General features: G+C 63.3%; 17 protein-coding genes. 9 read left to right on the top strand and 8 right to left on the bottom strand.

Annotated features, from left to right (window positions below; translation table 11 throughout):
- Positions 1-86 precede the first annotated feature (86 nt).
- Complete coding sequence (gene fsa, locus EN804_RS26160; RefSeq protein WP_127275648.1) at positions 87-743, top strand: fructose-6-phosphate aldolase; 657 nt, start codon at positions 87-89, stop codon at positions 741-743.
- Between the two features lie 80 nt (positions 744-823).
- Here the strand turns inward: fsa and EN804_RS26165 are convergent, their stop codons facing one another.
- The 3 genes from EN804_RS26165 to leuS form a co-directional block, all read right to left on the bottom strand.
- Positions 824-3,310 carry a DNA translocase FtsK gene (locus EN804_RS26165; RefSeq protein WP_135921670.1) on the bottom strand — a complete coding sequence of 829 codons (2,487 nt, stop codon included), beginning with the start codon at positions 3,308-3,310 and terminating at the stop codon, positions 824-826.
- 331 nt (positions 3,311-3,641) lie between these two features.
- On the bottom strand, positions 3,642-4,220 hold the full coding sequence (gene lptE, locus EN804_RS26170) for an LPS assembly lipoprotein LptE (RefSeq protein WP_135921671.1): 579 nt from the start codon (positions 4,218-4,220) through the stop codon (positions 3,642-3,644).
- Positions 4,207-6,831: a leucine--tRNA ligase gene (gene leuS, locus EN804_RS26175; RefSeq protein WP_127873374.1), complete on the bottom strand. Its 2,625-nt coding sequence runs from the start codon at positions 6,829-6,831 to the stop codon at positions 4,207-4,209. The genes lptE and leuS overlap by 14 nt, the downstream gene beginning before the upstream one ends.
- Before the next feature lie 153 nt (positions 6,832-6,984).
- Between leuS and EN804_RS26180 the strand changes: the two genes are divergently transcribed.
- Both EN804_RS26180 and EN804_RS26185 read left to right on the top strand, forming a co-directional pair.
- On the top strand, positions 6,985-7,647 hold the full coding sequence (locus EN804_RS26180) for a YggS family pyridoxal phosphate-dependent enzyme (RefSeq protein WP_135921672.1): 663 nt from the start codon (positions 6,985-6,987) through the stop codon (positions 7,645-7,647).
- Between the two features lie 101 nt (positions 7,648-7,748).
- Entirely contained in the window at positions 7,749-8,798 is a 1,050-nt protein-coding gene (locus EN804_RS26185; RefSeq protein WP_135921673.1) for an aldo/keto reductase, read from the top strand.
- A 56-nt stretch (positions 8,799-8,854) separates the two neighbouring features.
- On the opposite strand, the gene EN804_RS26190 is transcribed toward EN804_RS26185, so the two are convergent.
- A complete protein-coding gene (locus tag EN804_RS26190; protein ID WP_135921674.1) occupies positions 8,855-9,760 on the bottom strand; it encodes a LysR family transcriptional regulator in 906 nt (301 codons plus the stop codon).
- Between the two features lie 138 nt (positions 9,761-9,898).
- Here EN804_RS26190 and EN804_RS26195 point away from each other — a divergent pair, with 138 nt between their 5' ends.
- Together EN804_RS26195 and EN804_RS26200 are read left to right on the top strand one after the other, a co-directional pair.
- Positions 9,899-11,080: an MFS transporter gene (locus EN804_RS26195; protein ID WP_135921675.1), complete on the top strand. Its 1,182-nt coding sequence runs from the start codon at positions 9,899-9,901 to the stop codon at positions 11,078-11,080.
- A gap of 54 nt (positions 11,081-11,134) precedes the next feature.
- Positions 11,135-12,169, top strand: a complete 1,035-nt coding sequence (locus tag EN804_RS26200) for an aldo/keto reductase (protein WP_135921676.1) — start codon at positions 11,135-11,137, stop codon at positions 12,167-12,169.
- Positions 12,170-12,295: 126 nt separating this feature from the next.
- On the opposite strand, the gene EN804_RS26205 is transcribed toward EN804_RS26200, so the two are convergent.
- Positions 12,296-12,568: an usg protein gene (locus EN804_RS26205; RefSeq protein WP_023784217.1), complete on the bottom strand. Its 273-nt coding sequence runs from the start codon at positions 12,566-12,568 to the stop codon at positions 12,296-12,298.
- A gap of 306 nt (positions 12,569-12,874) precedes the next feature.
- Between EN804_RS26205 and acs the strand changes: the two genes are divergently transcribed.
- From acs to EN804_RS26220, 3 genes are all read left to right on the top strand, one after another.
- Positions 12,875-14,830, top strand: coding sequence for an acetate--CoA ligase (acs, locus tag EN804_RS26210; RefSeq protein ID WP_135921677.1), 1,956 nt, complete (start codon positions 12,875-12,877; stop codon positions 14,828-14,830).
- Positions 14,831-14,838: 8 nt separating this feature from the next.
- Entirely contained in the window at positions 14,839-15,585 is a 747-nt protein-coding gene (locus tag EN804_RS26215) for an MOSC domain-containing protein (RefSeq protein ID WP_127873369.1), read from the top strand.
- Positions 15,586-15,740: 155 nt separating this feature from the next.
- Positions 15,741-16,559 (top strand): sugar phosphate isomerase/epimerase family protein, encoded by an 819-nt coding sequence (locus EN804_RS26220; RefSeq protein WP_135921678.1) that lies wholly within the window; start codon positions 15,741-15,743, stop codon positions 16,557-16,559.
- A 22-nt stretch (positions 16,560-16,581) separates the two neighbouring features.
- Here EN804_RS26220 and EN804_RS26225 read toward each other — a convergent pair whose 3' ends face one another.
- From EN804_RS26225 to EN804_RS26235, 3 genes are all read right to left on the bottom strand, one after another.
- The gene (locus EN804_RS26225; protein ID WP_135863311.1) at positions 16,582-17,850 is read right to left on the bottom strand and encodes a cyclopropane-fatty-acyl-phospholipid synthase family protein; all 1,269 of its coding nucleotides are present in this window, start codon (positions 17,848-17,850) and stop codon (positions 16,582-16,584) included.
- Positions 17,851-18,211: 361 nt separating this feature from the next.
- On the bottom strand, positions 18,212-19,690 hold the full coding sequence (locus tag EN804_RS26230) for a pilus assembly protein (protein WP_135921679.1): 1,479 nt from the start codon (positions 19,688-19,690) through the stop codon (positions 18,212-18,214).
- A gap of 346 nt (positions 19,691-20,036) precedes the next feature.
- Positions 20,037-20,906, bottom strand: a complete 870-nt coding sequence (locus EN804_RS26235; protein ID WP_127277740.1) for a transglutaminase family protein — start codon at positions 20,904-20,906, stop codon at positions 20,037-20,039.
- Positions 20,907-21,071: 165 nt separating this feature from the next.
- On the opposite strand from EN804_RS26235, the gene EN804_RS26240 reads away from it, so the two are divergent.
- Positions 21,072-21,737 carry an HAD-IA family hydrolase gene (locus EN804_RS26240; RefSeq protein WP_127277741.1) on the top strand — a complete coding sequence of 222 codons (666 nt, stop codon included), beginning with the start codon at positions 21,072-21,074 and terminating at the stop codon, positions 21,735-21,737.
- Positions 21,738-21,767: the final 30 nt, after the last annotated feature.

Genomic DNA, 21,767 nt, shown 5'->3' on the forward strand with positions numbered 1-21,767 from the left:
GTGACCTTGCCCTGACTTTGGTCTAGATCAAAGAGCAACGCTGAACGCGCCTTCCCAAGCACGACGAAATCGTCAGGAGACCCGCCATGAAATTTTTTGCCGACACCGCCGATATCAAAGAGATCAAGGAACTGAACGATCTGGGACTGCTCGATGGCGTCACCACCAACCCCTCGCTGATCCTGAAATCGGGCGGCAAGATCGCCGAGGTCACCAAGCAGATCTGCGACATCGTCGAAGGGCCTGTCTCGGCGGAAGTCGTGGCGATCGAATACAAGCAGATGATGGCGGAGGCCGAAGTGCTGGCCAAGATCGCGCCTAATGTCTGCATCAAGGTCCCGCTGACGCTGGACGGCCTGAAGGCCTGCAAGACCATCCGCACCGAGATGAACCGCATGGTCAATGTCACGCTGTGCTTCTCGGCCAACCAGGCGCTGCTCGCCGCCAAGGCCGGCGCTTCCTTCATCTCGCCCTTCGTCGGCCGCATCGACGACACCGGCTCGGACGGCATGGAACTGATCCAGGAGATCCGACAGATCTACGACAATTTCGATTTCCAGACCGAAATCCTGACCGCTTCCGTGCGCACCGTGAACCACGTCAAGCAGGCGGCTCTCATCGGCGCCGACGTCATCACCGCGCCGCCGGCGACGCTGAAGGCGCTGGTCAACCATCCGCTGACCGACAAGGGCCTTGCCGCTTTCCTCGCCGACTGGGCCAAGACCGGCCAGAAGATCGGCTGAGCGGTCCGACACCAGATACAAAAAAAGGCCGGGCAACCGGCCTTTTTTTACGCGCCAAGGATCAAGAGCAGCCCGTCCGGTCAGTCCGTGCCGTCATCGGGGGACGCGGCCGCCGGCTGGCGCTTGCCCGTCATGATCTCGCGCTTGCCGACATGGTTCGGTGCGCCGACCAGACCTTCCTTCTCCATCCGTTCGACCAGTGAAGCGGCGCGGTTGTAGCCGATGCCGAGGCGGCGCTGGATGTAGGACGTCGAACATTTCTTGTCGCGCAACACCACCTTGACCGCCTCGTCATAGCTGGAATCGCCGTCCTCGGCGGCAACGGCTCCCTTGTCGAAGACCGCTCCCTGGTCGCCTTCCTCTTCCTCTTCATCCTCGTCGGCCGTCACCGTCTCCAGATATTCGGGGCGGCCCTGCGCCTTCAGATGCGCCACGACATGCTCGACCTCGGCGTCGGACACGAAGGGGCCGTGCACACGGGCGATGCGCCCGCCGCCCATCATGTGCAGCATGTCGCCCTGGCCGAGCAGCTGTTCGGCGCCCTGCTCGCCCAGGATGGTGCGGCTGTCGATCTTGGAGGTGACCTGGAAGGAGATGCGGGTCGGGAAATTGGCCTTGATCGTGCCGGTGATGACGTCGACCGAAGGCCGCTGCGTCGCCATGATCAGGTGAATGCCGGCGGCCCGCGCCATCTGCGCCAGGCGCTGGATGGCGCCTTCGATCTCTTTGCCGGCGACCATCATCAGGTCGGCCATCTCGTCGACGATGACGACGATGTAGGGCATTGGCGCGAGGTCGATTTCCTGCTGTTCGAACAGCGGTTCGCCGGTGCCCTTCTCGAAGCCGGTCTGCACGGTCATGACGACCGTCGCACCCTTGTCGCGGGCTTGGGCGGCGCGCTCGTTGTAGCCGTCGATGTTGCGCACGCCGAGCCGCGCCATCTTGCGATAGCGGTCCTCCATCTCGCGCACCGCCCATTTGAGCGCGGTAACGGCCTTCTTGGGGTCCGTGACGACAGGGGTCAGAAGGTGCGGGATGCCGTCATAGACGGACAGTTCGAGCATCTTCGGGTCGACCATGATCAGCCGGCATTCTTCCGGCTTCAGCCGGTAGAGCAGCGACAGGATCATGGTGTTGATGGCGACCGACTTGCCGGAGCCGGTGGTGCCGGCGACGAGGAGATGCGGCATCTTCGCCAGCTCGGCGATGACAGGTTCGCCGCCGATCGTCTTGCCAAGGCAAAGCGCCAGCTTGCAGCTGGTTTTGCGGAAGCCCTGCGATTCGATCAGTTCGCGGAAATAGACGGTCTCGCGGGTCTCGTTCGGCAGCTCGATGCCGATGACGTTGCGACCGGGCACCACGGCGACGCGCGCCGAGACCGCCGACATGGAGCGGGCGATGTCGTCGGCGAGACCAATGACCCGGGAGGATTTGACGCCAGGTGCCGGCTCGAATTCGTAGAGGGTGACGACCGGACCGGGGCGTACGTGGATGATCTCGCCGCGCACGCCGAAATCCTCCAGCACGCTTTCCAGGAGATCGGCATTCTGCTCGAGCCGCTCCTGCGACATGTAGAAGCCTTGGCCCTCGGGTGGCTGCTGCAACAGCTCCTCCGAGGGAAGCTCGTAGCCTTCGCCCGTCTCCGGCTGGGCAACCTTGCCAGCCATGGGCAGCGACGGTGCACGCGCTGCGGGAACGGCTTCGCCCACGCGTTGCACAATCGGCGCCGAGGCGGCGCTGCTTGCGGCAGGTGCGACTGCGGCCGCCATCCGAGCCTGCCGGGCAGCCCTGCCAGCCGGAACGGACGGCTCGGCCACGGCCTTGTTGGAGTTGGCCGGAAAGACGTCGGGCTGGGCGGACGGTGCCTGGCCGGGAACGCATTCGATGACACGGAACAAGGCGGTGACATCGGCCGCGGCGGACGCGGAGACGTCGGCTCGCGCCGCGGCAAGCGGTGGAGCCGCGACCGGTGCGCGCGGAGCCGGGCTGACCTGCCGGACCGGCGACGTCACATCGACCAGAAGGGGCGCCAGGCCCTCGAAGAAGGCGTGATCCGAAAGATAGGGCCGCCGGGCTTTTTCAGCGGTGGCTGCTTTGGCCGGCGCGCCATTCCCGGCGACGGGTGCCGGACGCGTGGCCGCTGGTGCCGTTGCGGGCACCTTCGGAGCCGCCGGCACAACGCCTTTCGACGTCTCGCCGCCGCGCGCTGGCTGAGCGGACCCGGCCGGTGACGCCCCGCGATGCATGACGGCGCCAGGCCCGGCCTGCTGCGTCGGGAGCGCCTGCGGGCGACCCTCCCCGGCAACCTCGTCCTGCTGGCGATGCTTGGGCTCATAGTCCGGCGTGCGTGTAAAACGCACATTGGGCGCAAGGAAAAAATACTCTTGCCAGGCAGGGCTTTCGGTGTCGCCGCCGAAATCGGCGACCCGCTCGGAATGACCTGCGTGAGAAGCGCCGGGCTGGCGAACATCCGCCTTGCCGCGCGGGCCGCCGGAACGCTCTCCTTGGGGGTCATCGGGCGAAACTGCGTGCAACGAATTGACCCGAGAAAAACGCCTGGCTTCCATGCTCAAGACTCACTGTGAAATGTCTGCTGAGCAATAGGGAGCGAGTGGTTAACAGTTGCTTCCTGTCAGCGTCGCTGGAGCGATCGAGACGCATCTTTCGCGGCGACGCCGCACGATGAGGATTCGAGCAGCCGATCGTGTTTCCACGACCGGTTGCTCATCCGAATGCGGCGATCGGAAAAAGGGCGAGCCTTTGCTCGCGTGACAACCAGCGGGCGGAGATTTACATGCCGCCAAACAGCACGGCTGCCGACGAGTCCGATCGCCGGGAACAGGAAATGAGATCAAGGAGAGAGGGGCGATTCGGCCTCTTCTGATGCGGCGACTCGCGCTAGCTGGCCGTCTTGCCGTGCCGGGCCAGATCCTGGGCGATGGACAGTTGCAGGGCTTCGGCCAGTTCGCGCGCGGCACGGTTCTCGGCGTCGATCTGCGCACGGTAGGAAGCAAACTCCTGACGCGGCCTGTCGAAGGACGAGGTGATCGCCCGCTTGCCGACCGCGATCACCGCGCCGGTTTTCGCATCGGTTAGCGTGTAGCCGGCGGTCAGCGTCACCGAACCGGCGGTCGGCTCGTCTTGATCGGTTCCAACCTGGACCAGCACCGAGGATTCAACGGCTTCGGTCACGCCGAGATCGAGCGAATAAAGCGGCGAGGCCGGTTCGCCGGCGCCGCGCCCGAACCCGAAGATCAGATTGTTGCGCACCTGCTGGGCATAACGCGTCCGGACCGGCTTGACGGCAATCGACGCCAGCTCGGCATTGGCGGTCGAGCCGGTCGACAGCGGCGCGCTGGAATAGAGCGGCCGCACCTGGCAGGCCGAGACGAGCGCAAGCGAACCGACAAGACCGGCAAGCGCGATGCGGCGCAGCAGACCGCTCAACTCTGTCTTTTCCCGATCAGGCAACGACATTGACGATCCTCTGCGGCACGATGATCACCTTGCGCGGAGCCTTACCTTCAAGTGCTTTCTGCACGAAGTCGAGAGCCAAGACCGCTTTTTCGACCGCACCTTGGTCCGCGTCGCGGGCAATTGTCAAATCGCCCCGCTTCTTGCCGTTGACCTGCACCGGATAGGTGACTTCGTTGTCGACGACCAGCGCCGGATCGAAGACCGGCCACGGCCGTTCGGCGAGCAGATCGGTGCCGCCCAGCACCTCCCAGCACTCTTCGGCAAGGTGCGGCATCACGGGCGCGATCAGATGCACCATGATCTCCACGGCCTCGCGGCAAGCGCTTTTCAGCGCCGTATCAGCCTTGCCTTCCGTCACCTCGTTGAGCGGAGTGGTCAGCGCGTTGGCCAGTTCATAGATGCGGGCGATGGCACGGTTGAAGGCGAGCTTCTCGATGTCTTCGCCGACCGCCTTCAGGATTTTGTGCGCGGCCTTGGAAACCGCTCCGGCGTCGCCATCATTGGCGGCCTTCGGTGCGATGCCTGCCAGCGTCTCGGCCGCCGTCGACACCAGCCGCCAGATGCGCTGCATGAAGCGATGCGCGCCGGCCGCACCATCGTCGGTCCACTCGACATCGCGTTCGGGCGGCGAATCCGACAGCATGAACCAGCGTGCCGTGTCGGCGCCGTAGCCATCGGTGATGTCTTCCGGGCTCACCGTGTTCTTCTTCGACTTCGACATCTTTTCGAGCGGGCCGATGGTGACCGCCTCGCCGGTGGCGATGTCGATGGCGCGGCGCTTGCCGTCGACATCCTCCAGCCGCACTTCGGCCGGCGCCAGCCAGCGGCCGTTCGATGCCGAACCGACACGGTAGGTTTCGTGCACGACCATGCCTTGCGTGAACAGGCCCTTGAACGGCTCGGCCAGGTCGACATGGCCGGTCTCGCGCATGGCGCGGGTGAAGAAGCGTGAATAGAGCAGATGCAGGATCGCATGCTCGATGCCGCCAATATACTGGTCGACCGCCAGCCACTCGTTCGCTGCCTTGGGATCGGTCGGGTCATGCGCCCACGGCGCCGTGAAGCGGGCGAAATACCAGGACGAATCGACGAACGTGTCCATCGTATCGGTTTCACGGCGCGCGTCCTTGCCGCATTGCGGGCACTTAACATGCCGCCAGGTCGGGTGACGGTCGAGCGGATTGCCCGGCCGGTCGAAATCGACATCGTCCGGCAGCTTGACCGGCAGGTCGGCCTTCGGCACCGGCACCACGCCGCAATCCTCGCAATGGATCATCGGGATCGGGCAGCCCCAGTAACGTTGCCGCGAAATGCCCCAGTCGCGCAGGCGGAAGTTCACCTTGCGCTCGGCCATGGGGCGATTGCCGATGGTCTTTTGTTCCAGCAGCCTGGCGACCTCGTCGAAAGCTCGGTCCGGAGTCATGCCATCAAGGAAGCGCGAGTTGATCATCGCCCCATTGTCGGTATAGGCCACGTCGATCACCTGGAAAGCCGACGGGTCCTCGCCGTCCGGCATCACCACGGGCACCACCGGCAAGCCGTATTTGTTGGCGAAGTCGAGGTCGCGCTGGTCATGCGCCGGGCAGCCGAAGATGGCGCCGGTGCCATATTCCATCAGCACGAAATTGGCGACATAGACCGGCAGCGTCCAAGTACCGTCGAAGGGATGGACGACGCGGATGCCGGTGTCGAAGCCCTTCTTCTCAGCCGTCTCCAGCGCCGCCACCGAAGTGCCCATATGGCGGACTTCGTCGATGAATTTCGCCAGCGCCGGATTGGTCTCGGCGGCCTTTTTGGCCAGCGGATGATCGGCGGCGATCGCCATGAACGAGGCGCCGAAAATGGTGTCGGGCCGCGTCGTGTAGACCTCAAGCTCGTGCTCGCCGGCAATTTCCGAGGCCAGCGGCCAGCGGATCAGCAGACCTTCCGAACGGCCGATCCAGTTCTGCTGCATCAGCTTCACTTTTTCGGGCCATTCGTCGAGGCCATCGAGCGAATCCAGCAGGTCCTGCGCGAAATCGGTGATCTTGAAGAACCACTGCGTCAATTCGCGCTGCTCAACCAGCGCGCCGGAGCGCCAGCCGCGTCCGTCGATGACCTGCTCGTTGGCGAGCACCGTCATGTCCTCCGGGTCCCAGTTGACCTTGGAGGATTTGCGCGTCACCAGCCCCTTCTCGACGAAGTCGAGGAACAGCATCTGCTGGCGGTGGTAGTAATCGACATCGCAGGTGGCGAATTCGCGCGCCCAGTCCAGCGACAGGCCCATCACCTTGAGCTGCTCGCGCATAGTGGCGATGTTCTGGTAGGTCCACTCCTTGGGATGAACCTTGTTCTGCATGGCGGCGTTTTCGGCCGGCATGCCGAAGGCGTCCCAGCCCATCGGATGCAGCACGTTGAAGCCCTTGGCCCGCTTGTAACGCGCCACCACGTCGCCCATCGTATAGTTGCGGGTGTGGCCGATATGGATCCGCCCCGACGGATAGGGGAACATTTCCAGCACGTAGTATTTCGGGCGCGGATCGTCATTGTGCGCTTCGAAAAGCTTCTTTTCGGCCCAGGCCTTCTGCCATTTGGGTTCTGACGCGCGCGGATTGTATCGTTCGGTTGCCATGGGACGTTTTTCACTTAAAAGCATGCGGACTGCGGGCAAGAGCCCGGCAGTTCGCGAAATGTGGTCCGGGTGTTCACCATGGTTTGGCAAACCCGTCAACCATATGGGCATCGCGTCCGACAAAAACGCGGGTCAAAACAGCGGGATTTGCATATGGGCGACACCGTTCAGCAGTTTTTAGCGGTCAAGGCGAGGATCGCCGCCGCCGAGCAGGAGGCCGGCCGTGAAGCCGGCGCGGTGACGCTGGTGGCGGTCTCCAAGACCTTCGACGCCGTCGATATCCAACCCGTGATCGAGGCCGGCCAGCGCGTCTTCGGCGAGAACCGCGTCCAGGAAGCACAAGGCAAATGGCCTGACCTGAAGGAGGCTTTCCCCGACATTGAATTGCACCTGATCGGCCCGCTGCAGTCGAACAAGGCCAAGGAGGCGGTAGCGCTGTTCGACGTCATCGAAACGGTGGATCGCGAAAAGATCGCCGCCGAGCTCACCAAGGAAATTGTCCGGCAAGGTCGGGCGCCAAAACTCTATGTCCAGGTGAATACCGGTTCCGAACCGCAAAAGGCCGGCATCGAACCGCGCGAGGCGGTCGCCTTCGTCAAACGCTGCCGGGAAATCCACGGCCTCACCATCGAAGGCCTGATGTGCATCCCGCCGGCTGACGAGAATCCCGGCCCGCACTTCGCCTTGCTGGAAAAACTGGCGCGGGAGGCCGGCGTCGCCGGACTGTCGATGGGCATGTCGGGCGATTACGAAACGGCGATCGCCTTTGGCGCCACCAGCATACGAGTCGGCTCCGCCATCTTCGGCAGCCGCTAGCCGTTGGGCCAGATCAACGAGGTCGCTGCACCAGCACTGGAAACGAAACGTACCGTTCTTATTTGTTTTGTGTCATCACACATTTCTCTGGAGCTTTCGCCATGCGCTACAATCAGCTTGGAAATACCGGGCTTTTCGTTTCCGAACTTTGCCTCGGCACCATGACCTTCGGCGCCGCCGGCCAGAACGCCCAATGGGGCCTGATCGCCAGCCTTGACCAGAAGGGCGTCAATGAGATTGTCGGCCACTCGATCGCCGCCGGCGTCAACTTTTTCGACACGGCGGACGTCTATTCGTTCGGCGAGTCCGAACGCCTGCTCGGCCAGTCGCTCCGGGATCTCGGCATTGCCAGGTCGACCGTGGTCATCGCCACCAAGGTCCATGCCGCCACGGGCGACGGGCCGAACCAGCGCGGCTCCTCGCGCGGCCACATCATGGATTCGGTCGATGCCAGCCTCGAACGGCTGCAGCTCGACCATATCGATCTCTATCAGTTGCACGGCACCGACGCTGTGACGCCGATCGACGAAACGCTGCGGGCACTCGATGATCTCGTCTCCAGCGGCAAGGTCCGCTATGTCGGCGTGTCCAACTGGCAGGCCTGGCGCATCGCCAAGGCGCTCGGCATCGCCGACCGCAAGGGCTTTGCCGGCTTCGAGACCATCCAGTCCTATTATTCGATCGCCGGCCGCGACCTCGAACGCGAGATCGTGCCGCTGATCAACGAGGAGAAGCTCGGCCTGATGGTGTGGTCGCCGATGGCCGGCGGCCTGCTCTCCGGCAAATACGGCCCTGGCGCGCCGGGCAATGGCGAGGGTCGCCGCGCCTCCTTCAACTTCCCGCCGGTCAACGAGGAGCGCGCCTGGGCAGCGGTCGCCGTCATGCGCGAGGTCGCCAGGAAGCATGATGTCAGCGTCGCCACCGTGGCGCTCGGCTATGTCCTGGCCAAGCCTTTCGTCATGAGCGTGATCATCGGCGCCAGCCGCATGGAGCAGCTCGAACAAAACCTCGCCGCCACCAGCCTCAAGCTCGATGCCGACGATCTCGCCAGGCTGGATGAGGTGAGCGCCTTGCCGGCCGAATATCCCGGCTGGATGGTCGAGCGCCAGGGCGCCGGCCGGCGTCCGGCGCCCTTCGTCCCTAAGGCATAGCCTGCGGGAAAGCCGGCCTTTTCGAAGCCGCGTATCCCATGGACGCGCGGCTCCAACTACAGCCGAACCGTCTCGGCCAGGAAATCGAGAAAGGCCCGCACCCGTGCCGGCAGATGGCGGCCTTGGCCGACATAGACGGCGTGCGTCGCCTCCTCGTCGCCCGGGTTGAAATCCTCCAGCAGCGGCACCAGCCGCCCGGCGGCGATATCGGCCGCCACATGCCAGCGCGCCAGCCGGGAAATGCCCACCCCGGCCAGCGTCATCAGCCGCATTGCCTCGCCATCGCTGACCAGCGCGTTGCCGGTGATCGGGATCATGACGGCATTGCCCTGCGCGTCGAGGAACGGCCAGCCGTCAATGTGCCTTACGAAGCCGAAGCCCATCCGGTTGTGTGTGTCGAGATCGTCTGGCGTCAGCGGCGTGCCATGCGGCTCGAGGTAGGAAGGGGCCGCAACGACGACCACCGGGCTCTGCCCGAGCTTGCGCGCCACCAGCCGTGATTCGCCGAGCGGCCCGGCCCGGATCGCTACATCGGCGCGTTCGGCCATCAGGTCGATGACACTGTCGGTCAGCACCAGATCGACCGAGATTTCGGGATAGCGTTCGAGGAAGCGCGGCAGCAGCGGGATCAGCCGGTGCACCCCGAACGGCACGTAGGTGTTGACGCGCAGCCGCCCGCGCGGCGCGGCGCCCGCGGCCGCCTCACGCTCCGCCGCCGCCATGTCGGCAAGGATGCGTAGCCCGCTTTCATAAAACGCCGCCCCTTCCGGCGTCAGCAGCAGCTTGCGCGTCGAGCGGCTGACCAGCCGCGCCCCAAGCCGGGCTTCCAGCCGCGCGATCAGCTTGCTGACGGCCGACGGCGTCATGCGCAGCGCGCGCGCCGCGGCGGAAAAGCTGCCTGCCTCGACAACGCGCACGAAGACTTCGATCTCGCCGGAACGGTTTATGTCGGGTCTGGCCATCTGTGAATCTATTTCACAGAAAATATGCCCTGATCAAGTCTGGTTCACAGCACTCGGCAACACGATCTTCCCGGTCGGGGCGCGGGTTGGACAGGCGCTCATCGCCTGAACGGCCCGTCTTTCAAAGTGGAAACCGCCATGCCTCTTGCTCTCTATGCCCTCGCTGCCGGTGCCTTTGGCATCGGTGTCACCGAATTCGTCATCATGGGCCTGCTCATCGATGTCAGTAAGGATCTTGGTGTGTCGATCTCGGCCGCCGGCCAATTGATCTCGGGTTATGCGCTCGGTGTCGTCATCGGCGCACCCCTGTTGACCATCGCCACCGGCAACTGGCCGCGCAAAACCGTGCTGCTGGCGCTGATGGCGATCTTCACCATTGGCAACCTCGCCTGTGCGCTGGCGCCCGATTACTGGACGCTGATGGGTGCGCGCATTGTCACCGCCTTTGCCCACGGCACGTTCTTCGGCGTTGGCTCAGTGGTCGCCACTGGTCTGGTCGCGCCCAACAGGAAGGCTTCGGCGATCGCGCTGATGTTCACCGGCCTGACCATCGCCAACATCCTCGGCGTACCTTTCGGCACCTGGCTCGGCCAGGCTTTTGGCTGGCGCGCGACCTTCTGGGCAGTGACCGCGGTCGGCCTCGCGGCCTTCGCCGTCATCCTGGCCCTGGTGCCGCGTGGCCAGGCGACGCCGGAGAAGAGCGACTTGCGCGCCGATCTCGCCGTGCTGCGCCGAACGCCCGTCCTGCTCGGCCTCGCCACTACGGTGCTGGGCTATGCCGGCGTCTTCGCCGTCTTCACCTACATCGCTCCGTTGCTCACCGAGATCAGCGGCTTCGGGGAAGCGGCCGTGTCGCCGATTCTGCTCGTCTTCGGCGGTGGCCTCATCGCCGGCAATCTCGCAGGCGGCAAGGTCGCCGATCGCTGGCTGGTGCCGGCGGTGCTCGGCAGTCTCGTGGTGCTGGCGCTGGTGCTTGCCACGATGAGCTTCGCCATCCACAGCCAGGTCATGGCCGTGATCTATGTCGGCCTGCTCGGTGCGGCCGCCTTCGCCACCGTGGCGCCACTGCAGATGTGGGTGCTGGAAAAGGCGCAAGGCGCCGGCCAAAGCCTGGCCTCATCGTTCAACATCGCCGCATTCAATCTCGGCAATGCCGCCGGCGCCTGGCTTGGCGGCGCGGTCATCGCCCATGGCCTTGGACTGGGTTCGCTCACTTGGGTCGCTGCCCTGCCGCCGCTCGCGGCACTCGCCGTGGCCGGACTGGCGCTGCGCCTCGATCGCGGCGCCATATCAGGCGCGCCCGCCTCCGTCCGGTTGTGACATCTCCGACATCCGAATCGCCTCACTTCTTCACAAACCACCAGGAGCAAGAAAATGGACTATCGACGTCTCGGCGCATCGGGTTTGAAAGTCCCGGCGCTTTCATTCGGCGCCGGAACCTTCGGCGGATCCGGCCCACTGTTCGGCGCCTGGGGCAACAGCGACGCGCAAGAAGCGCGGCGGCTTATCGACATCTGCCTCGAGGCCGGCGTCAACCTCTTCGACACCGCCGACGTCTATTCGAACGGCGCCTCGGAAGAGGTGCTCGGCGAGGCGATAAAAGGCCGCCGCGACGCCGTTCTGATCTCGACCAAGACCGCGCTGCCGATGGGCGACGGCCCGGCCGACCACGGCTCGTCACGCTCGCGGCTGATCAAGTCGGTCGATGCCGCGCTGAAGCGTCTCGGCACCGACTATATCGACCTGCTGCAGCTGCACGCCTTCGATGCCGGGACGCCGATCGAGGAAGTTCTGGCGACGCTGGACGGCCTGGTTCGCTCCGGCAAGCTGCGTTATGTCGGTGTTTCCAACTTCTCCGGCTGGCAAGTGATGAAGTCGCTCGGCTTGGCGCAGACGCACGGCTACCCACGCTATGTCGCGCACCAGGTCTACTATTCGCTGCTCGGCCGCGACTATGAATGGGAGCTGATGCCGCTCGGCCTCGACCAGGGCGTCGGCGCGTTGGTGTGGAGTCCGCTCGGCTGGGGCCGCCTGACCGGCAAGATCCGCCGTGGCCAGCCCTTGCCGGAAAAGAGCCGCCTGCACGAGACCGCGAGCTTCGGCCCGCCGGTCGAGGACGAACATCTCTACAGGGTCATGGAGGCGCTTGACGCGGTGGCTGAGGAGACCGGCAAGACGGTTCCGCAAATCGCCATCAACTGGCTGCTGCAGCGCCCGACCGTTTCATCTGTTATCATCGGCGCCCGCAACGAGGAGCAACTGCGCCAGAACCTCGGCGCCGTCGGTTGGACGCTGACGCCGGAGCAGGTCAAAAAACTCGACGCGGCAAGCGAGGTCACCGCGCCCTACCCGTACTTCCCCTATCGCCGCCAGGAAGGCTTTGCCCGGCTGAACCCGCCGGCCATGTGATTGATAGGCGCTAACAGGTTACGTCGCGGGACAGCGCCCCCCTCTGTCCTGCCGGACTGTCCGGCAGGACAGAGGGGGGCGCCGTAGGACGCCTTCCTCGACAGCCATCGTCGCCCTATCCGACCCTCAGTGCAGGACGAACTCCCCATCCACCTTGCGCCATTCATTCGGGGCGATCAGCTTCTGGTGCGTATAGACCACCGAATGCAGCGGCCCATCCAGCTTGGCTTTCCAGAATTCGATGAACCGGATCAGCACCGGGAACTTCGGAGCGATGTCGTAGTCCTGCCAGACGAAGCTCTGCAGAAGATGCGGGTGGTCGGGAAAATGATAAAGAATCTTGGCCGTGGTCAGGCCGTAGCCTTTGAGCATCAGGTCCATTTCAAGATGGTCGCGCATTGCGGTCCCCAAGGTTGATTCTCCTTTCCTCCCAGGCACCAATTGTGCGCGCCGTTACTTAACTGTCTATTGATTTTTCTTGATCGCAAAACGAACTTTTCCCACAAAAACATGCAGTTAGCAGCGAACCGTTTCGAGTGCTGACAGTCTCGAAAAGCGCCCCTGCGGCATCCCGCCGCGCGAATCCAACGTCTAATGTTGCCGTCGCGGCGGAACTGGTAATAATGCCGCCGAATTCGCGGCTGCGTCGCCGCGATCCCGCGGGCATTTCAAGCTGGCGGATTGGTTCGGGAGGAAAGCCAAGAAATGTCCGAGGTTCATGTCCATCGCGTCAAGCCGGCGTGGAAGAAGAACGCCCTGATCGACAATGACACCTACCTAAAATGGTATGCCGACAGTGTGAAAAACCCGGACAAGTTCTGGGGCAAGCACGGCAAGCGCATCGACTGGTTCAAGCCCTTCTCCAAGGTTAAGAACACCTCCTTCGACGGCAAGGTCTCCATCAAGTGGTTCGAGGATGGCCAGACCAATGTCTCGTACAATTGCATCGACCGCCACCTGAAGAAGCGCGGTGACCAGACCGCCATCATCTGGGAAGGCGACAACCCTTACGACGACAAGAAAATCACCTACAGCGAGCTCTACGAGCATGTCTGCCGGCTCGCCAATGTGATGAAGAAGCACGGCGTCAAGAAAGGCGACCGCGTCACCATCTACATGCCGATGATCCCGGAGGCGGCCTACGCGATGCTGGCCTGCACGCGTATCGGCGCCATCCATTCGGTCGTCTTCGGCGGCTTTTCGCCGGATGCGCTTGCCGGCCGCATCGTCGACTGCGAATCGACCTTCGTCATCACATCGGATGAAGGCCTGCGTGGAGGAAAACCCATTCCTCTCAAGGACAACACCGACAAGGCGATCGACATCGCCGCCAAGCACCACGTCATGGTCAAGAACGTCGTGGTCGTGCGCCGCACGGGCGCCAAGATCGGCTGGGCGCCGGGCCGCGATGTCTGGTATCACGACGAAGTCGCGACGGTGAAGTCCGAGTGCAAGCCGGAGAAGATGAAGGCGGAAGATCCGCTGTTCATCCTCTACACGTCGGGCTCGACCGGCAAGCCGAAAGGCGTGCTGCACACCACCGCCGGCTATCTCGTCTATGTGTCGATGACGCACCAATATGTCTTCGACTATCATGACGGCGACATCTACTGGTGCACCGCCGATGTCGGCTGGGTGACCGGCCACAGCTACATCGTCTACGGGCCACTCGCCAACGGCGCCACCACGCTGATGTTCGAAGGTGTGCCGAACTACCCCTCACAGTCACGCTTCTGGGAGGTCATCGACAAGCACAAGGTCAACATCTTCTACACCGCGCCCACGGCGTTGCGCGCGCTGATGGGCGCCGGCAACGACCCGGTGAAGAAGACGTCGCGCAAGTCGCTGCGTGTGCTGGGCTCCGTCGGCGAGCCGATCAACCCGGAAGCCTGGGAGTGGTATTTCAACGTCGTCGGCGACGGCAAGGTGCCGATCGTCGACACATGGTGGCAGACCGAAACCGGCGGCATCCTGATCACGCCGCTGCCCGGCGCCACCGACCTCAAGCCGGGTTCGGCGACGCGGCCCTTCTTCGGCGTCAAGCCGCAGCTGGTCGACGGCGAGGGCAAGGTGGTGGAGGGTGCGGCCGATGGCAATCTCTGCATCACCGATTCCTGGCCCGGCCAGATGCGCACCGTCTATGGCGATCACGACCGCTTCGTGCAGACCTATTTCTCGACCTACAAGAGCAAGTATTTCACCGGCGACGGGTGCCGCCGCGATGCGGACGGCTATTACTGGATCACCGGCCGCGTCGACGACGTCATCAACGTCTCCGGCCACCGCATGGGCACCGCCGAGGTCGAATCGGCGCTGGTCAGCCATGAGAAAGTCTCGGAAGCCGCAGTCGTCGGCTATCCCCATGATATCAAGGGCCAGGGCATCTACAGCTACGTCACCTTGATGAGGGGCGTCGAAGCGACCGAAGATCTGCGCAAGGAACTTGTCGCCCATGTCCGCAAGGAGATCGGCGCCATCGCCACGCCCGACAAGATCCAGTTCGCGCCCGGCCTGCCCAAGACCCGCTCGGGCAAGATCATGCGCCGCATCCTGCGCAAGATCGCCGAGGACGATTTCGGCGCCCTTGGCGACACCTCGACGCTTGCCGATCCGGCCGTGGTCGACGACCTCGTCGCCAACCGGCAGAACAAGAAGGGCTGACGCCCGCCATGGCCGCGATCGGCTGCGTTGCCGAACTCTGGCGCTATCCGGCGAGTTCGCTCGCCGGCGAGCGGCTGGAGGCGATCGCGGTCGGCACCGACAGTATCGAGGGCGACCGTATGTTCGGCCTCGTCGATACGTCGGACAACGAGATCGCCCGGCCCGATCGTGACGCCAAGTGGCACAAGGTGCCGCGCATCAGGACCCGGTTGAGCCATGATCGCGTACTGGAAATCGCCGTTCCCGGCGGCGACTGGCTCAGCGCGCCAGGCCCCGAATGCGACCGCGCGGTGTCGAACTATCTTGGCTTTGCCGCCTCGATTCGCCCGTTCGGCCGCGAGAACGCCCCGCCCGCCTATGCCGGCCCGCTGACGCAGGCGCGCTACAAGAAGGCGCCGATCCATCTCCTGACCACGGCCTCGCTGGCGCGGCTGAAGGCACTGCATCCCGATGGTGCCGCCGATCCGCGCCGCTTCCGCCCCAACATCGTCGTCGACATGGCTCCAGTCGACGGCTCGTTTCCCGAAACCGAATGGATCGGCCGCAAGCTCGCCATCGGCGACCTCGTCTTGACCATCTCCGAGCCGTGCCGCCGCTGCGGCTTCACCATCATTGCCCAGGACGGTTTCGACAATGATCCCGGCATCCTGCGCAATCTGGTGCGCTACAACGCCCACAATCTCGGCGTCTATTGCACCGTCGACCAACCCGGCCGTGTCGATATCGGTGCGCCGATGCGTTTCGTGGCGGCATAGCCCCGTAGCGCGCCGCCCTGGTGCGATAGAGATGTGGCCCCCCTCTTCACGCTGCCTGTAATACGCATGACAGAAAACCGCGCCATACAGCTGGCGCGGCTCGCCTTGTCGCTTCCGTCGTCCGCCAATTTCAGATCCCACCAATCGGAGTGCCTATGACTTCCTTGCCCATCCTTGGCGCGGCCATGACCCTGGACGACCTTGAGATCCACCGCGACTGGCTTTTCGAAAGGCAGCGTGACCTCGAATTGCAAAGCTTCGCCGAGGCCAACGTTCTCAACGGCGACTGGTCACCGCTCGCCTCCCGCGCCAGAAAGCTTCTCGACGGCCACAAGGGGCGGCTCGGGATTCACGGACCTTTCTGGGGCTTCACCATCGCCTCGCAGGACCCCGATATCCGCAGCGTCATCAGCAAACGTCTGCTGCAAGGTCTCGAAGTCTGCGCCTCCGTCGGTGCGACGCACATGGTCGTCCACAGCCCCTACACGACCTGGTCCTACAACAACCTCGACAACAATCCCGGCGAGCGCGAAAAAATCACCGAGTACTGCCACCTGACACTGCGCGACGCCGTCAAGCGGGCCGAAGACATCGGCTGCACCATGGTGCTCGAAAACAACGAGGACAAGGATCCGCACATCCGCGTGGCCTTGGCCGACAGCTTCAAGTCGCCCGCGGTCGCGGTCTCCATCGACACCGGCCACGCCTACTATGCCCATGGCTCGACCGGCGCTCCGCCGGTGGACTACTTTGTGCACGCCGCCGGCAACCGCCTGCAACATGTCCATCTGCAGGATGCCGACGGCTACGCCGATCGTCATTGGAGCCTCGGCGAAGGTACGATCCAATGGCGTTCGGTCTTTGCCGCGCTCGCCAGGCTCGAAAGCAATCCGCGCCTCATCATCGAGATCAGGGACAAGTCCCGGATACCGGCTTCGGCGGCCTATATCGCCTCGCTCGGCATCGCCGAATAAAGCCCGAGCTCGGCGCGCGGCGCTACCGGTAGAGATCCGCCCGCGTCGGCGGCAAGCCACTTGGACCCCGCGCGCGCTTTGTGGCGACGGTCTGGAATATCTGAGCCGAGGCGCGTTCGAAGGTGATGGAGCAACCGCTCAGGTAAAGCAGCCACAGCCGCGCCTTGGCTTCGCCGACCTCGGCGATCGCCTCGCCGAACCGCGCCTGCAGACGCTCGGCCCACAGCCTGCAGGTGCGGGCATAGTGCTCGCGCAAATTCTCGACATCGTAGACGAGGAAGCCGTGTGCTTCGAGATTGCCGAGCGTCATGCCGATCGTGTCCAGCTCGCCACCCGGGAAGATGTATTTGATCAGTGCCTTGTATTCCGGCCCCTTGCGCAGGGTCTTCTTGATGTCGCCCTTGCTGCGCCTTGTGATGGCGTGATGCAGATAGATGCCGCCCGGCTTCAGCAGCCGGTGGACGGCGGAGAAGTAGGCTGCATGGTTTGCCAGGCCTAGATGTTCGAACATACCGATGGACGATATCTTGTCGAAGGTGCCGGTCAGCTCCGCGTAGGACTTTATCTCGATGGTGATCTTGTCCTCCAGACCCTCGGCGCGAATGCGCTCGCGGGCTAGCGAGGTCTGGGCTTGCGACAGCGAAACGCCGTGTCCGACGACACCATAATTTTTCGCGGCGTGGATCAGCATCGCGCCCCAGCCGCAGCCGATATCGAGCAATCTTTCACCGGGTTTCAGCCGAAGCTTGCGGCAGATATGGTCGAGCTTGTCGACCTGCGCCTCGTCGATGCCGTTTGCGAAATCCTGGAAATACCCGCAGCTATAGACCATGCGCTCGTCGAGAAAGAGCCCATAGAAGGCATTCGAGATATCATAGTGATGCTGGATCGCCTCCTTGCTGGAGCCGCTGACGAACGGGTTGCGACCGGCGAGATCTACCCGCGACGTCATCTGCTTTCTCGAAAACAACACCGCCGGCAAGTCACGCAGAAGCGCCCGTTTCGGCAAAGTCTTCAGCTTCGGCCGCAGCTTGCCCGTCGAAGGCAGGGCATAGAAATCGAACAGCGATCCGTCTTCGATGTCGACTGCCTTGGAAATCCACATCTCGATAAGGGTCGACAGGGACGGTCGGCGAACGATCTGCCAGACAATGTCGTGGTCGTTGATGATCAGCACGGGGCCGGTGGCGGGGCCGATCCGCTCACCTGTCCACAGCCTGACCGCGAAGCTGGGTTTCACCGCCTCGACTACCGTTCTAACGATGCGCGCCGCTCTTTCGGTGGCGTCCATGTCCTTCCCCCCGCGGTCGATGGCTCAATCTTGTCCGTTTAAGACCTGGATCGCAAGCCGGAGCATGCGGCGCCATCTTCCGGCAAGGACGCCTTTTTCAGCAGGGCACTTGTCATTTGCTGCAACGCACCCCATCATGAAGGTGTGTTCAACGAACTGAAAGGAGGTGATCCGATGTCGAGTGATTTCGTTTTCCAGAACGTGGCCTCAGCGGATTGCACTTTCGGGAAGCAGTCTTCCCGTTAAGGCGCGAGATGCGCGGCGGGTGACGTGAACGTCACCGCCATTGAGCCGCGCCATGGACGGAAACACGGAAGGCCGCCGGCTTCGAAAGAAGCGGCGGCCTTTTCCTTTTCGCGGATTATTGGGTCAGTATGACCTTTTCGGTGTTGCGGATGATTTCCTGAAAGGCATCGTCCAATTCACTTCCGGTGGACACCTCGAAATAATGTTTCTCGGTGGCGGAGGAGTCTTTCGACGAACAATCCTTTAGCACCGCCTTTGCCTGGTCCCGCTCGGTTGCCGACATGTCCTTATCGTTCAGGTCGAAGCCGATGGTGAAAATCTCGATGCCGTCATTTTTCATGTTGCCGCACAGCGTTTCAGCATTGCCGCGCGCAAGGTTACCCTGGCCGTTGTAGCTCCCGGCGGCACCCGCGAAGGCCGTATTGAACTGGCCATCGGTCATCAGGATTGCGACCTTGGCAATCCTCTTTCCATTGGCATTCGAAGCGCCGTTGCCGAGGCCGGCATTCTTGATCGCGCTGCGCCATTGCGGCGACAGCATATAATAGGTCCACTGAATGGCGATTGCGCCGGCTGTATAACCACCGGCCCGGAAGTCGTCGATCGAATCAAGCAATGCATCGGAATCCGCGGTCAGCGGGATCACTTGCGCGTCAGGACACCTGTTCATTCCTTCGCCGCCGAGATGATCATCCCGATTGACCAGGGCATAATATTTCTTGCCGTTCCTGTCTGTGCGAACAGTGTCTGGGCCGTCGGCGCTCAAATCCGCGTCGCCGTTTTTGTTCTTGCGCTCCGTAGCGCAATTATCCGGGCGCGGCATGGCCGCACCAACAATGGAGATGTAGTCGCTGAAGGACGGCAGCAGATTTTTGCCCGTCTTGGCAACCAGAAGCGAACTGCCGGCGACGGGTGGCAGTTCAGAACTCCCTTGCTTTTCGGCATAGACGTTCTCCGCCAGTTTGCCGGCGTTCACGCCAGATGCATAAGGCACAATCGCGACACGAACGCGGGGGTTCTTCGAGTCCTGGTTCTCGAGCATCGTCTGGACGGCATTTCGCGCAGCTGCTTTCAGGTCGCCGATCTTGTTGACGTTGCCCCGTTTGGCCATCGATCCCGTTATGTCGAGCATCATGGCCACCTCTATCTGCTTGTCGGAATAGAGCGCTGTGGTGGAAGCGCCGACGCGCTGCATGGCACCGGTGCTGAACAACGGGAAATAGAGGTCGACATCGACGTGGGCATCCGCCTGGACCGTATTGGCGGTCCTGTCGACGATCAGCTTGTCGAGCACGATCTGGCCGGCGTGCAGCATGCCCGCCGTGCTGTTGGCTTCCAGAAAAGCCTGCACGGATTTGTTGGCGTCGGCTTCCTTGATGGCACCGGTGGTCAGGTCACGCGCCGTCGATGTTACAGCCGCATCGACCACGCCCTGCAGGCTCGATTTGGCATTGTAGAGCTGGGTCACATTGACCGAAAAGCCCGCGACCAGCGCCAAGACCGAGGCGGCAAAGCCGAACAGGACCGCGAAATTTCCACCGCGATCCCTGGCCAACTCGCCGACCGCGTGAACAAGACCCCCGTAATTCCGCATCCAACAGCCTCCGCTTGCCTCGGCCTCGTCGCCGCGGACAGGGCAGTGCAGGATTCCAGCCGGATGACGCGGCGATCGGACCGCAGACCAGGAGTTCGCCAGCAGAACATTGTTTTTGTTGGATTTTCACAGCGCAGGAAGGTGAATGACCGGTAAACGTCGGACTGTATTCGCGCGCGCGTTTACCGGACGCTTACCATGCGAGACCAAAGACCTCGTGGGGTGTGCGGCGACGTCTTGTTGCGGAACAGCGTCTCTGTGCCGCAACGGGTCAACTGTACCGGGACAGCTGTGTTGAGATTCAGGTGAGGCAATCGCAGGCCGCCTCATCCGAATATCGACATGCCTAGGCCAGCATCTGTGCGCTGGCCGTCCTGTCGATACCGTGGTGGGGTGGATTGAACAGCCTGCCTTCCTGCTCGTAGGTCCATACCTTGAACAAGGTAAGCCGGTGTGGGCCGAAACTGTGCAGCAAGGGAACGTCGGTGGCATCGCGGCCGCGCGCGATGACGACGCGACCAATTCTGGGCCGGTTATGGCGCGGATCGAACGTGTACCACTTGCCGTCGAGGAATGCTTCCATCCAGGCTGAGAAATCCATCGGCGCCGGATCGGCCGGCACGCCGATGTCGCCGAGATAGCCGTTCACGTAGCGCGCCGGAATGTTCATGCAACGGCAAAGCGTGATCGCCAGATGGGCGAAGTCGCGGCACACTCCGACACGTTCCTCGTGCGCCTGCGCGGCGGTGCGAGTCGAACGCGCATAGCCGTAGCCGAAAGACAGCCGGTTGTGGACATAATCGACGATTGCCTGTACCCGCGCCCAGCCGGAGGGAAGATGGCCGAAAAGCTGCCAGGCGAGATTGCTCAAATGATCTGTCTCGCAATAGCGGCTGCCGAGGAGATAGCCGAGCACCTCGTCGGGCAATTCGGCGACCGGCATTTCCCTGGCCAGCGTATTGATCTCGTCCGTCTCGCCGCTGTCCTCGATCACCGCGTCGTAGAGGATGCGAAAGCCGCCGGCGGGGGCAGTGAAGCGGCGGCAGGCATTGCCGTGCAGGTCATGGTAGAGCCGAGTCGGCACCGAAGGCGACGTCAGCACCCGCGTCTGCCGCTTGATATCGGCCTGCCTGTCCCGGTGAATCTCGAGCAGCGAAATCACCGGCGTCGGCTCTGTGCATTCAATGGCGATTTCGTAGCCGAGCCGTATCAGCATCGCGTCCCCCTTCGATGGTCATGGAGATAGTGTGGCTGAAACGCGGTTGGGGGATGGTGGTTCCCTGGACCGTCCGAAAAGGCGTTCTCGCGCCTTTCCATGCCGGCGCCTGGAAGATACGGTTGCGCTCTTCCCCAAGGCACACCCCGCAATCCAAGGAAAATCATGTACCCAGGCAAGAAATTCGCCGCCTTTCTCTTTGACATGGACGGCACGCTCATCAATTCCATCGCCTCGGCGGAGCGGGTATGGAGTGATTGGGCACGACGGCACGGCCTCGACGTCGCCGCCTTCCTGCCGACCATCCATGGCGTGCGGGCGATCGAGACCATCACCGCCCTGGCGCTCCCGGGCGTCGATCCGACGCACGAAGCCGACCTGCTCCTGAAGGCGGAAGCGGCCGATCTGGATGGCATTCTCCAGATCGCCGGCGCCGTTGCGTTCCTCAATTCGCTGCCACCGGAGCGCTGGGCGATCGTAACCTCGGCGCCACGCTCGCTGGCGCTTGCACGCATGAAGGTCGCCGGCATTCCTGTCCCAGCGGTCCTCGTCGCGGCGGAGGATGTTTCCCGCGGCAAGCCGGCGCCCGATTGCTTCCAGCTCGGCGCGAGACGGCTTGGCTTCGACGCGCGCGATTGTCTGGTGTTCGAGGATGCGCCGGCCGGCATTGCGGCGGCCGAGGCGGCGGGCGCTTCGGTCATGGTGATCAACGCCACGCACCAGCACGCGCTGCAGACCCCGCATGCCGCGATATCGGCCTATGACATGGTCGGCCTCACGGTCGACGAGCAAGGCTGGCTGGCGCTCGAGCCCCAGCGCAGTGCCGCTTAGTCTGGGCGCACCAGCTATGGCGAGATACGC

The organism is Mesorhizobium sp. M8A.F.Ca.ET.161.01.1.1 (assembly GCF_004792105.1).
GTDB lineage: Bacteria > Pseudomonadota > Alphaproteobacteria > Rhizobiales > Rhizobiaceae > Mesorhizobium.